The following is a 12692-nucleotide window of genomic DNA, read 5'->3' on the forward strand; positions in this document are numbered from 1 at the left end:
GCGGGCGCCGCACACCCTCGAACCCCTGCCCCACACCACCATCAGCCCTCGGCGAGAAATCGGACCTCGGAAACATCGGCCGGTGGATCCGGGCTGAGGGAGACCGCCAGCGGCTCTGGGGGCAAGAACGGTTTCGCTGAACGTGGCCGGCCCACAGGGAAGTTCGACATATTCGATGCAGGCCTGCGGATCGAGTTGGCTCACCGCACGGGCAGCCGTCACGGCTCGCGGTGACACCGCCGTCGCCCGCCAGGAGACGGTGAGGAACGACAGCAGCGGCCGGCCAATACTGCTCGTGGCCGCCTCATCGACGTCATCGCGATGCAATCCGATCGAGCAATGGACAGTTCCGGCTTCCCTCAGAGCACCGAGCAGTTGCTGCCCCTGCGCGAACCGAGCGATGAACTGTTGCCGGGCCACCTCGTCGGGAGCCGCCAGAAGAACGGGCGCGAGGGCGGTGCACAGAGCATCGGCACCTGGGGAGTCGGGTGCTGGGAGCAGCGCGTCGAGGGGCAGAGCGGTGAAGCCCGCAGGTTCCGCGAACCAGACATCGGCGGCGGGGTCTTCGGCGGATTCCGCGACGGTGAAGTGGGGGGCGGTGGTCATCGTGTCCTGCCGAAGCGAGTCAGTACGTACGCGGGTGCGGGTGCACCACGTCGGGAACGTGGGCGCCGGAACGTCGGGCACGTTCGAGGGCGGCCGGGCTTGCGTTCCAGTCGGTCGGCTCGATACCCCGCCGGCCCGTGGCCGTGCGCTGATAGAGCAGATGCAGCCTCTTGGGTGCCTCGCCCTTGCGGCCGGCGGCCGCGATGACGGCGATGAAGCGGGGGTCACCGGCGAACCAGAGCGGTTCGATCTGTGCCTTCAGCTCCGGTTTCGTACGAGCGGTGCCGAAGCGTCGCATCCACCAGAAGGTACGCATGCCGGAAAGGAAGAGCAGAGGGATCTGTTCCTCCGGCTCCTCAGGATTGGGCAACTCCAGCCACATCTCGTCCTCTTGAACCCGCGGATGCTTGTTCCGTCCTCGGGGAACGCCGGTGAGGAGTTGCCAGGGGTACTGCCAGAGAACGCGTTGGATGTAGATGGAGGGGCGGATGTAGGCGAGTTGGAGGACGGCTCGGAAAGTTGCATAGACGAGAAGAAGGAGGAACAGCCAACCGAGCCAAGGTGGTGTTGCCACGATGAGGAAGAGACTCCCAATCCAGACTGCGAGCCAGCCGATCAGACGTCCCGCAGTCGTGGTCATGTGCTGAATCCAGGCCCGCCTGGTCGGCGGATGAGCCCAAGCAGTGGGGTACGAGGTCGGATCCATAGGATGAGTTCTTCTCTCTGCTCCGGCTCAGAAGACGTGGCGAGCAAAACTGACAAGGCCACCAACGTCGAGGCCGAGTCGCGCTCCGTCGATACTCGCCACGGAGCCGTCCTTGATCCCGTCGTCGTCAGTGTCTACGGCGGTCATGACCAAACCGAACCCTGCCGTGCCCACACCAATAGAGGCCGAGGTGACTTCGATCGCCTTAGAAATATGGGCGGCTCGGGCACCCCGGATAGTGAAGCCGAGCACTGCGTTGTCCAGGTCTGCAATGGACTTCGCATGCTCCATGGTTTCACTGCCGAATCGAGCCGCCCGCTGGATGAACGTCAAGGTTTCTCCCGCTTCGCCAGTCGCTCGCACAGCGATTGCGGCTCCCTTGCCTGCCGCTCCGACACCGGGAAGCACGCCTAGCGCGTCGCCACCGACAGTGACGAAATTGCTCCAGAAGTCGGTGTCGAACTCACCCTTGGTGAATCCGTCCCAGAGTGATTCACGCAACGTTGGGTCGCCGAAAACCCGCATCGCCAATGCCGTCCCGCTCAATACTGCAGTGGCGAGCAACAGCACAGCTGCCGCCGTCCCACCCGACACCACGAACAACGCAACCAGGCCGATCACGGCACCCACCGTGCTCAAAATGTCCGGCAGATTCTCGGTCAGCCAGTCGAGTGCTGAGTCGAAGCAGCCCGGCTCGTGTGGGGCCAGTTTCTTCGTGGCGTCGCGGATCTTGGCCGCTCGATGCTGAGCCTGGTGCTCGTGTTCGTCCGCGAGTTCGCGCGCCTTGCCGCGGATCTGGCGGAGGGCGTCCTCGGCGTCCTCCCGCGCCGTGTTCGCCTTGGTCAGTGCCTTCTGCGCCTCGTCGTGTCCGGCACCCTTCCCATGCAGGTCAGGGCTGTCACCCGCCTTCGTGGCGTGGCCCTTCGCCCGGTCCACCGCGGCCTGCGCGTCCTTCGCGTCCTGTTCGAGTCGCTTCGCCCGCCGCTGGAATTCGTCGAGTTCGCCTTCCCAGCGGCCGAGTTGTCCGGCCGCCTTGCGGATGGAGTGGGCGGCGTTCTTCAGATTCAGGGGGAGCGGACCGCCGTCCAGCTGCTCGCGGAAGGCGACTGCCGCGTCGCCCTTCCAGTAGCTGCCGTCCATCAACTTGGTGACGAGCTCATGCGTCTCTTCGAGGACCTTCGCGCACCCCGTGAGCTTCTTGCGCAGGCTGCTCACGGTCTCCGTGCTGCCCGGCACCGGATTGAACCCGAGATGCGGGTAGTCGGGGTTGGGGATGTGCGGGGCCGACTTCAGGCCCTGTGGCTTGTCGCGGTCGGCGAGGGACCGCGGGTCGAGTGCGGCTCCTGTGTCCGCGGGCTGGTACGTCACCTCGCACCGCCGCCCCTGCCGTCCCCGGCCTTCCTCAGGGCTTGTTCCAGGGCCTTGTCCACCTCGCGGTAGCTGTCCCTGCTCTTTCCGATGATCTTGGCCAGGTCCTCGGTCTGCTCACCGATCTGGTCGGCTCCGTACTTCCAGTTGTCCTGGAAGTCCTCGCAGGCACAGTCGAGATCGTCCGTGCCGAGACCGGTGACCGTGGCGTCCTCCAACGCCCTGCGCAGGCCTTTCAACGACTCGGTCGACGCCCTGAGCATTTTCATGAAGTGCGACAGCTCATCGCCGTCGACGGCCAACCGCTCCGCCACGCGCCCTGCCTCTTCCGAACTCAGTGAGTCCGGAGGGCCGGACTCAGCGGTTGATGGACTGGATCTCTTGGACGATGACGTCCTGATCCGCGCCGAAGGTGCCGGCCGGCAGGTCCCGTGCGTCGGTCACGCCGGTACCGGTCCAGTGGATCTTCCAGGTGATGGTCGCCCGTAGCTTGTACGAGCCCTCGCCGGAGGAACGGAGGTACCTCACCCCACAGGGAGGCGTCTGCTTGGCCTTGCCCTTCGCGAACGCCTCACCGATGTGATCGCCGGATATCTCGCAGACGCCCGACGCGGGATACGTCTCCGCATCCGCCGTACCCGGCTCGATCCTCAGCGAGACCGGCTCCGCCGTCGTCGTCGCCGTCACGTTCAGCAGGGGGACCGACGCCGTCACCGACACCGGCCTGAACTTCGCCGTGTCCAGCCACGCCCACGTCGGCAGATTCACCTTCGTCGTACCCGCGGGAGCCAGGTCCACCTTCGTCGACGGCACACGTATCTCCGCATACGCCAACTCCGCCAACATCTCCGGAGTGATCGCCTCCGGAACATCCGCCGGCGGAGCGGCACCCTTGTCGACCCAGAAGATCGGCTTGTCGCACTTGAGCGCAGCCGGGTCGCCTTCACGACCCTCAGTCACGTACGAGTCCCACCAATAACCCTTGTCGGCCTTGGCCTTGTTGAAATCCTTGTACTCACCGCCGTTGACGTACTTGTTCCGCTGCTCCAAGTCCCACTCGGACCCAGTCGACTCGGCATTCCAGATCGGCTCCAAGTACTTCTGCAGCTGATCCGGCGTGTACTTCGGGGCGTAATAACAAGCAGGAGGAGTCCAGTTGCCTGACGCAGCCGTCACCGGACCGACAGAGCCACCCGACCCGTTCTTCGAACGGTCGAACACGACAGCACCCGCCGTGGCGGACAGGGTGCCCGTGCCGTCGGAATCGCCAGACACCTTGCCACTGGAAGGAGGCGTCTGAGCGCCGCCGCCAATCTTGTTGTCGGCCACAGCGGGCGCGGCACTCAGGCAGATCGACCCGATCAGTGCGGAGGAGACCAGAACTCGTGAACCTGCGCTCAGGGCTGGCACTTTGCGCTCCCCCTCTGGGAAATAAGCTTCTCAATGACCCAGACACCCTTGTCGTTCTTGTGCAACTGGGTGTTGTAGAGCACGTAGCTGTTCTTCGTGACGGTAGTTTTGTCGACCTTCTTCGGCTTCAGGTACATGTCGTACCCCTTGGCCTGGTCCTCGCAGTACACGAGCGACGCGCTGTCAGATCCATTCACGTTCACTGCCGCGTCGTAGTAGCGATAGGCCCCAGTCGTACGAGCCTTGGCCTTGACGTATGCCTCGATGAACTTCTGGGTTTCCGCGGCGGCTTCACCCTCGTAGTAGAAGAGATATGCCTTGTCGAGGGCGTCTTGGTTGACGATGGCCAGATCGACGGCCTTGATGGACTGCTCGCTGTCCGCCAGCACCGCATCCTTGTCCTTGTCACCCGTCTTGGGCCACTCGAAGGTGTACGTGAGATCCGACGGCAACTCGATCTTCGGTCGCCCCGCAGATTGCGTCGCGCCGGCGCCCGGCGCAGCCGACGTCGCACCCCCCGTGTCCGCTCCGGCGATCTTGTCGTTGGCCTTCGGCTTGTCGCCACCCCCGCCGCACGCGGTCAGAAGCAGCGCGGCTGTCGCTCCGGCAGCGGCTGTGGCAAGCAGGCGGGGACGGCGGTTCACGGCAGACTCCTGTGTGGCGTGGGGTGCGGAAGGGCAGCAACACGCTATCGGGGGCCCGTGCGACGACACCAGAAAGTATGGCGCCAAGCGGGTAACAGGAGCTGGATATAGAGGTCCATAACGTGACCAACTGGCCGTCGAGAACCTTCGATTGAGTGACATCGAGGGACGGGGGACGAGGCGCAGCGCCAAGGCGACCGCCGAAAGCCACGGACCGGAGGGAGTCCCGGACCAAAGGAGGTCCCCGGGCCGGAAGAGGTCCACGGACCAAAGGAGGGCCCCGCCCCGGGAAGCACCCCCGTCGCTCAGCCTTCGCTCAGGCCTTCCCCCGACGCCCCCGTGCCGAGCGGCCGTTGGGCTTTCGGCTGTCGGCGCCGTTCGGCCAGAGTCGGGGGCTTCGCTTTGCCGCGATGTCCTCGATCCAGCCGAAGGCCATGATGGTCAGACCGATCAACGGCCACACCAGGACGAACATCCAGAGCATGTACGTCGTGTCGAGGGCCGACACCGCGCGGTCGCTCTGCATGAAGGGGAGGTTGTACGCCTGGTCCAGGATCGGGACCGTGGCCATGATGAGCATGTTGTGCCAGAGGTAGATCGTGACCGCGCGGTTGTTGGACAGCGTGATCAGCTTGTCCCACTTGGCGAGGCGGCCCGGCAGTTGCTGCCAGGACGGGCTGTACTGGAGCAGGATCACCACGAAACCGAAGGACCACATCGCGTCGGCCAGCGGGATGTCGTTCAAGTCCCAGCCGTCGGGGCCCAGATGACCCGAGGCCCACCACAGGGCGAAGGCCATCGTCAGGGCCGAGCACGAGACGGCGATGTAGCGCGGGACCTTCGCCAGCATCCCCTCGTGGTGGGCGAAGCCCAGGACCCAGCAGCCGCCGTAGACGGCGAAGTCGGTGATGGCGTTGCCCGCTTCGCCGGGGATGGTGACCAGCCCGGTGCCGACCACCGCCGTCAGGGCGATGGGAGCCAGCAGGGTCGCCCACGGCACGCGGCGGAACGCCCACAGCAGGAGCGGGGACGCGACCACGAACCACAGGTAGGCGCGCAGGTACCAGAGCACGCCCGCGCCCTGAACCGCCCAGGTGTCCTCCAGCAGGCCCGACTGGGAGCCGATGTGCCAGGGGAACGGCGGTGCGCCGATCGGGACGATGTAGTTGAGCAGGTCGATCAGGCCCCAGGTGCCACCGTGGTCGGGGTCCTTCACGGGGTTCCAGCCGCCCGCGAACATCATGGTCAGCGCCACCGCGCTGAAGGCCCAGAGCGGGGGCAGCAGACGCCTCAGGCGTCCCCGGATCACGCTCAGCGGCGGCCGGCTCAGCGAGCGCGCCATCAGGGAGCCCGCCAGCGCGAACATCACGCCCATGGAGGGGAAGAGGACCGTCAGCCACGCCCAGCCGAACAGGTGGTACACGACCACGCGGACCAGGGCGATGGAGCGGAGCAGGTCCAGGTAGCGGTCACGGCCGGGGCGGCGCGGAGCGGACTGCTGTCCGGAATCCGGGCCCGGTGCCGTCTCCGGTACCGGGACCGGGACCGGATCAGGGCGCGAGTCCGGGACCAGGACCGGATCAAGGCGCGAGGCCGAGTCCGGGCCCGCCTCCGGCTGTGGGCGCAGCCAGTCGTCCGACGGCGCTCCCGGGTACGGACGCGGATCCGGGACCGCCGCCTTCGGGGTGCCCAGCGGCGGAGTCGCCCCCACCGGGTACTCGTGCGTGGTCATCCGACCGGCCTCCGTTCGTTCCCGCTGTGTGACACCCGCGGCTGCGGGACCGATCCCGGCGCCCCCACCACGCCCGTGCGGCGCAGCTTCTGCCAGCGCAGCCGGCCGCCGGTGAGGGCGGTGATCCAGGACTGCAGCAGGACGACGTACATCAACTGCCGGTAGAGGATCTGCTGGAGGGGGAGGGAGATCAGATGGGTCATGCGTTCCTTGTCCAGGCGGAACGCGTACGCCGCGCACACCACCTGGATGGCCAGGACGCCGAGCCAGGCGATGACCGTCTTCTGGGTCGGGCCGAAGACGACGCCGTACAGGAGGAAGACGTCGATCAGGGGCGCGAGGAGCGGGGCCAGGACCATGAAGAGTGACACCAGAGGCAGGCCGACCCGGCCGAAGCGGCCCGACGGACCCCGTTCCAGCAGGGCCCCGCGGTGCTTCCAGATCGCCTGCATGGTGCCGTACGACCAGCGGTAGCGCTGGGACCAGAGCTGCTGGACGGACTCCGGGGCCTCGGTCCAGGCCCGCGCCCTCTCCGCGTAGACGACGCGCCAGCCGTCGCGGTGGAGGGCCATCGTGATGTCGGTGTCCTCGGCGAGCGTGTCGTCGCTCATGCCGCCGACGCGCTCCAGGGCCGATCGGCGGAAGGCTCCCACCGCGCCCGGGATCGTCGGCATACAGCGCAGGATGTCGTACATACGACGGTCCAGGTTGAAGCCCATCACGTACTCGATGTGCTGCCAGGCGCCGATGAGGGAGTCGCGGTTGCCGACCTTGGCGTTGCCCGCGACCGCCCCGACCCGCGGGTCGGCGAAGGGCTGGACGAGCTCGCGGACGGTCGCCGGTTCGAAGACGGTGTCGCCGTCCATCATCACGATGATGTCGTGGCTCGCGTTCGCCAGGCCCCTGTTGAGGGCCGCGGGCTTGCCGGCGTTCTGCTGGCGTACCACGCGTACGTTCCGCAGGTGCATGTCCTCGACGATGCGGGCGGTGCCGTCACTCGATCCGTCGTCGATGACGATGATCTCGACGGGGTGCTCGCTCGTCATGAGGGAGTTGACGGTGTTCTCGATGCACTTGGCCTCGTTGTACGCCGGGACCAGCACCGACACCGGGTCGGTGACCGATGCCGGGCCCCAGCGGAAGTCCTTGCGCCGGACCCGGCGGGCGTGTGCGGCCGAGAGCAGGAGCATCATGCCGAAGCGGGTGAACACCAGCACGCCGATGATCGCGATGCAGACGATCAGGACGTCGGTGGTCTTCTCCGCGGCCTGGACCAGGAAGATCCAGGCCTTGCCCTTCCACAGGTCGAGGCCGGTCACCGGGGTGTGCGCGCTCGGCGCGTTGAGTGCCTCGGTGAGGTTCTCGAAGTCGTAGCCCTGCGCCTGGAGTTCGGGCACGAACTTGTCCAGCGCCAGCACGGTCTGGTGGCGGTCGCCGCCCGAGTCGTGCATCAGGACGATGGCGCCCTTGCCGCCCTTGGGCGTCGCCCGGCGGATGATCTCGTCGACGCCCGGCTTCTGCCAGTCCTCACTGTCGGTGTTGTTCACGACGGTGATGTAGCCGCGGGTGCCGACGTACTGCGTCACCGGCCAGGACTTGTCGTCCATGGCGTCGGCGAACGAGGAGTACGGGGGACGGAAGAGCGAGGTGCGGATGCCCGCCGCGCCCTCCAGTGCCAGCTGGCTCTGGGACAGCTCCCAGTCGATCCGGCTCTTGGACTGGTACGACAGGTCGGGGTGGTTGAACGTGTGCAGGCCGACCTCGTGGCCCTCCCGCACCATGCGCGCGACGAGATCCGGGTAGCGCGAGGCCATGGTGCCGGTGACGAAGAAGACCGCGTGGGCGTGGTGCGCCTTGAGGACGTCCAGGACCTTGGGGGTCCAGGTGGGGTCCGGGCCGTCGTCGAAGGTGAGGACCAGACGGTGGTCCGGGACGCTCAGGCTGGTCGTACGGCCGCTGCGGGTGTCGATGACCGGGCCGCCGTCGAGGATCTTCTCCGGCACCTTGTCGGTGGCCGCCTCGGGCCGGATGCGGTGGTCGGCAAGGATCTCGCTGTGCACATAGCCGCGCAGCATCAGCATCGCCATCAGGGCGACCAGGATGGTCGTGGGCAGCAGAAAACGCATGGGCAGGCGTCGGCGCCGGGCGTTGCGGTCCTGCTTCGGGGCGGTACCGGACTCATGACCCGGCGCAGTGGGCGCTGGACCGCGACGGCTGGTGCGGGACATCAGAGGAGGTTCTCCGGGGACGAGGGGGAGAGGGAGTTCGGGGAACCGAGGAGGTGGCTCGGCTGCCCGGACTCCCGACGGTTCTGCCCGGCGGGTGTCCGCCGGAGAGGGCCGCTCATTGGGTGGTTGCCCCCGCTCCGGTGTCCCCTCCGGTGCCCGCGGTCTCCGTGGGAGCCGGCGTGCTGCCGGGGGTGGTCGCCGGGGTGGAGGCCGTGGGCGGGTCGACCACCGGGGAGGACGGCTTGGGGTCGGGGTCCGGGGCCTTGGTGGTGACGCCGGGCTTCGGCTTCTTGGTCGCCGACGTGGTGGGCTTGGGGTCGCTGGACGCGCCCGGGGCGGTGGCGTCGGCCGAAGCGCTGGGGGTGACGGCCGAGCCGGGTGAGGTCGTCGTGCCGTCGCCGGTCGTCGCCACGGCGCCGGGCAACCTGGCGCTGCCCGTGCCGGACGGATTCACCGACTGTGAGGGCAGCGGCGAGGTGTCGACCTGGCCGACGGGCTGGTCCTCCTCCTGGCCCGGCACCGGGAGCCAGGGCGCGTTCGAGTTGCCCGACAGGAGCGTGGCGACGATCACGACGGCGTAGACCGCGCATGCCACGGCGACGAGCATGCCGAGCCGGCGGAAGCGGCGGCTGCGGCGGCCGGACTCGTCGACGAAGACGGGGCCGTCCGAAGCCTCCGGGGTCGTCGGGGCGTCCTTGGCCTGCTGGACGAGCCAGTCGTCCAGTTCGCGGCCCGCGCCGTCGAGTTGGATGGTGACCTCGTGCGGGTCGTGGCTGTTCGCCGGATCGTCGGGGTGCTCCCGGGAAGCGGGCGCCGGACGGTCGAAGTCCGGCGTCGACCCGGGGAGCAGCTCGGTCTCCGGACCGTCGGCGAAGAAGGGCCGCGTCTCCGTGGTACGGGCGAGGGTGGGTGCTGCCTGCGCCGGGCGGTCGAGGCCGAACCACGCCCCGGACTCACGCTCGGACGGCGATCCCGCCTCGGGCCAACGGCCGGAGAACGCGTCGGAACCACGGCCGGAGAACGCGTCGCTCTCCGTCGCGCGACCGACGAGCAACTCGGTCTCCGGCTCCGGGGTTCGCTCGGAACGTCCGCCGACTGCTCGCTCGGCGCGTTTCCCACGCTCAGGACTGATGCCAACTCCCATATTCGGCCACGAAACCGGTTTGCCGGCCTCCCGCCCGGCGATCGGCTCCTCGGCTTCTCGCCCAGGTGACGGTTCGACTGGGCGCCCGTCCCGCTGATCGACGTTTCGTCCAGCTGGTTGGGCGTCTTTCCGCCAGTTCTCCACGCGCACGTGCATCCCCCCACGGGACTGCTCACGGGTGCGCGACGACTCCGGGCAAATACTGTCTATGTCGTCCGGGCCGAGCCCCCACTCGACCCGAGCGCCCCCCAATATCACACTGCGCCCGGACCCAGAATGTAGCGCACAGGTGGGACTCGTGCGGTTACGTCTCATGTATGTCTCATGAAAATGAGAGCATCGGTGGCTGGAATCCACCCTTCCTGGGGACTCAGGAGCCACTTCTCTTCGCTCGCGAGTTCGGCAGCGGCTCGTACGAGCGCATCGATCCCCGGATGAACGAGCCCCTTGCGCCACACGAGTGACACGGGTGACAGGGGAACAGGGTCGATCAGGGGCCTCGACACCGTCCCGGTCATGGCCGGAAACTCCACCACGGCGAGGACGGGATTCCGCCTCTTCGCCATGATCCGCCGGAATTCCTCGGCTCCGACAGCCACCGGTGCGGGTGACGCGAGTCTGATCCCCCGTCCCTCGAACAGGTGATGCGCGAGGTCGGTCCACTCCAGCGTCCTGGGGTTTCCCGCTCCCGCGTACACGGTCTCGCCCGCGAGCGCGGACAGCGGCACCGCGTCCAGCGCGGCGAGGTGATGGTCCTCGGGCAGGACGACGGCCATCGGCTCGTAGCGCACGATCCGCTGCTCCAGCCGGGCCCGCACGGCCGGGTCGAGTCCCGCGAACCGACCGAAGGACGCGTCCAGGCGGCCGGCGAGCAGGTCCGCCGCCGCGCCGGTGAGCCCGCTCTCGTAACGGGCCATCAGTTCGCTGCCGGGGGCGAGGTCGCGGGCCCGGTCGAGGATGCGGCTGGAGACCAGGCCGGGGGAATTGACATCGACGAGCAGCGGTCTCTCCTCGCCGCCGCGCCGTACGAAGGCGTCGAGCAGCGCGTCGTGCGCCTCCAGCACGCGGCGCGCGTACGGCAGCAGCCGCTCGGCTTCCACGGTCGGCGTCACCTGCCGGGTCGTCCGCACGAACAGCTCCGTCCCGAGCTCCCGCTCCAGCCGGCGTATGTCGCGGCTCAGGGACTGCTGGGCGACATACATCCGGGCGGCGGCGCGGGTGAAGTGCAACTCCTCGGCGACGGCGAGGAACGCGCGCAGCAGACGGGGGTCCAGATGACCGGGAAAGGGGCGTTGACCAGGCATCACGCGAACCTACAACCCAGGTGCGTCAATCGCGACCGAGTAAGTGTTGGACCGCTTGCGGGGCGCCGGGCGACGGTTCACCCATGTCGCCGCTCACCCCCTACCGCCGTCTCTTCGCGCATCCCGGCACCCGTGCCTTCACCCTCGGAAACCTCGTCGCACGGCTGCCCATGGGCATGTTCAGCGTCAGCGCGGTCATCATGATCGCGAGTTCGCGGGGCTCGTACGCGCTCGCCGGCGCCGTCACGGCGACGGGTCTCGCGGCGACGGCGGTGGTCGCTCCCTGGACCGCGCGGCTCGTCGACCGGCACGGGCAGGCCCGGGTGGCCGTGCCCGCCACGGCGTTCGCGCTGCTCGGCGGGATCGGACTGGTGGTGTGCGTGCGTCTCGGCGCGCCCGACTGGACCCTCTTCGCCGCGTACGCCGCCACCGCCACGACCCCCAACACGGGCGGGATGTCCCGGGCGCGCTGGGCCCACCTCCTCAAGGGGGACGCGGCGGCGCTGCACACCGCGAACTCGCTCGAGCAGGCCGTGGACGAGCTGTGCTTCATGCTGGGCCCGGTGCTCGCGGCCCTTCTGTGCGGGACGGTCTCCCCGGAGGCGGGCACGCTCGTGGGGTCCGCGCTGCTGATGACGGGCGTGCTGCTCTTCACCGCGCAGCGTTCGACACAGCCGCCGCCCCAGCCGCGCGCGACGTCCGCCTCGCCCGCTCTCGCACCCGGAATGCCCCCGCTGCTCCTCTCCTTCCTCGCCACCGGCGCGGTGTTCGGCGCGATGGAGGTGGTGACGATCGCGTTCGCGGACGAGCGGGGGCACCGGTCCGCCGCGGGCGCGGTACTGGCCCTCCAGGCGGCGGGGTCGTGCGTGGCGGGCCTGCTCTACGGTGCGATGAAGAGGGGCACGCCCTCCGCCTCCCCCGAGCAGTCGACCCCGGGCACCCGGGCAGCGGCCTCCCCCGAGCCCGCGAACCCGCTCGACGACCGCACGGCGTCCGGACACTTGCCGGAGCACTCGGCCCCGCTCGACGCCGACACCGAGGCGCTCTCCGCGCGGCGGTACGCGGTGTGCGTCGGCGCCATGGCGGTGCTGCTGACGCTGCCCCTCCTGGCCGTCCGGCTCACCGGCTCGCTCCCGGTTCTCGCGGGTGCGCTGCTCGTGGCCGGCATGGCGACCGCCCCGACGATGGTCACCGGTATGACGCTGGTCCAGCGGCGCACGCCCGAGGGCCGGCTGAACGAGGGCATGACCCTCGCGGTGACCGGCCTGCTGGGCGGGATCGCCGGCGGCTCGGCGGGCGGCGGATGGGTGGTGGAGCACATGTCACCGGCCGCGGGTTACGCGGTGCCGGTCGCGGCGGCGACGGTCGCGCTCGTCATCGCCGCGCTGGGCGCGAGGACGGATGCGGTACGGCGCCGGGAGCCCCGCCGTGAACTCCGCCCGGCGAACACCCCGTAGTCCGACACCGCAGACACCCCGCGGTCCGACACCGCAGACACCCCGCGGTCCGACCCGCCGAACCCGTCACCGTCGACCCCGGGAAACACACCA

Annotated in this window: 11 protein-coding genes; 1 reads left to right on the forward strand and 10 read right to left on the reverse strand. The window is 68.7% G+C overall.

Annotated features, from left to right (window positions below; genetic code table 11):
• The 10 genes from ACFYR3_RS35755 to ACFYR3_RS35800 all read right to left on the reverse strand — a co-directional run.
• Positions 1–606 (reverse strand): hypothetical protein (locus ACFYR3_RS35755; protein ID WP_389286127.1); only part of this gene is annotated, 606 nt, incomplete at its 3' end.
• Between the two features lie 19 nt (positions 607–625).
• Positions 626–1246 carry a hypothetical protein gene (locus tag ACFYR3_RS35760; RefSeq protein WP_356781053.1) on the reverse strand — a complete coding sequence of 207 codons (621 nt, stop codon included), beginning with the start codon at positions 1244–1246 and terminating at the stop codon, positions 626–628.
• Positions 1247–1339: 93 nt separating this feature from the next.
• Positions 1340–2680 carry a hypothetical protein gene (locus ACFYR3_RS35765; RefSeq protein WP_389286129.1) on the reverse strand — a complete coding sequence of 447 codons (1341 nt, stop codon included), beginning with the start codon at positions 2678–2680 and terminating at the stop codon, positions 1340–1342.
• Complete coding sequence (locus tag ACFYR3_RS35770; protein WP_355848746.1) at positions 2677–2994, reverse strand: hypothetical protein; 318 nt, start codon at positions 2992–2994, stop codon at positions 2677–2679. The genes ACFYR3_RS35765 and ACFYR3_RS35770 overlap by 4 nt, the downstream gene beginning before the upstream one ends.
• Before the next feature lie 43 nt (positions 2995–3037).
• A complete protein-coding gene (locus tag ACFYR3_RS35775) occupies positions 3038–4033 on the reverse strand; it encodes a hypothetical protein (protein ID WP_389286175.1) in 996 nt (331 codons plus the stop codon).
• A 44-nt stretch (positions 4034–4077) separates the two neighbouring features.
• A complete protein-coding gene (locus ACFYR3_RS35780) occupies positions 4078–4734 on the reverse strand; it encodes a hypothetical protein (protein ID WP_389286131.1) in 657 nt (218 codons plus the stop codon).
• A gap of 316 nt (positions 4735–5050) precedes the next feature.
• The gene (locus tag ACFYR3_RS35785) at positions 5051–6466 is read right to left on the reverse strand and encodes an acyltransferase (protein WP_355848737.1); all 1416 of its coding nucleotides are present in this window, start codon (positions 6464–6466) and stop codon (positions 5051–5053) included.
• Entirely contained in the window at positions 6463–8697 is a 2235-nt protein-coding gene (locus ACFYR3_RS35790) for a glycosyltransferase (protein ID WP_389286177.1), read from the reverse strand. Before ACFYR3_RS35790 ends, ACFYR3_RS35785 begins: the two co-directional genes overlap by 4 nt.
• A 112-nt stretch (positions 8698–8809) precedes the next feature.
• Positions 8810–9748 (reverse strand): hypothetical protein, encoded by a 939-nt coding sequence (locus ACFYR3_RS35795; protein WP_355848734.1) that lies wholly within the window; start codon positions 9746–9748, stop codon positions 8810–8812.
• Positions 9749–10149: 401 nt separating this feature from the next.
• Positions 10150–11142, reverse strand: a complete 993-nt coding sequence (locus ACFYR3_RS35800; RefSeq protein ID WP_356781059.1) for a LysR family transcriptional regulator — start codon at positions 11140–11142, stop codon at positions 10150–10152.
• Positions 11143–11225: 83 nt separating this feature from the next.
• Here ACFYR3_RS35800 and ACFYR3_RS35805 point away from each other — a divergent pair, with 83 nt between their 5' ends.
• The gene (locus ACFYR3_RS35805; protein ID WP_389286134.1) at positions 11226–12599 is read left to right on the forward strand and encodes an MFS transporter; all 1374 of its coding nucleotides are present in this window, start codon (positions 11226–11228) and stop codon (positions 12597–12599) included.
• Positions 12600–12692: the final 93 nt, after the last annotated feature.

This window comes from Streptomyces sp. NPDC005784 (genome assembly GCF_042871525.1).
Lineage (GTDB): Bacteria > Actinomycetota > Actinomycetes > Streptomycetales > Streptomycetaceae > Streptomyces.

Bases quoted from the DNA above. Each gene is read 5' to 3' on its own strand.
- ACFYR3_RS35760 (WP_356781053.1), bottom strand. From the start codon at position 1,246: ATGACCACGACTGCGGGACGTCTGATCGGCTGGCTCGCAGTCTGGATT.
- ACFYR3_RS35805 (WP_389286134.1), top strand. From the start codon at position 11,226: ATGTCGCCGCTCACCCCCTACCGCCGTCTCTTCGCGCATCCCGGCACC.
- ACFYR3_RS35785 (WP_355848737.1), bottom strand. From the start codon at position 6,466: ATGACCACGCACGAGTACCCGGTGGGGGCGACTCCGCCGCTGGGCACC.
- ACFYR3_RS35800 (WP_356781059.1), bottom strand. From the start codon at position 11,142: ATGCCTGGTCAACGCCCCTTTCCCGGTCATCTGGACCCCCGTCTGCTG.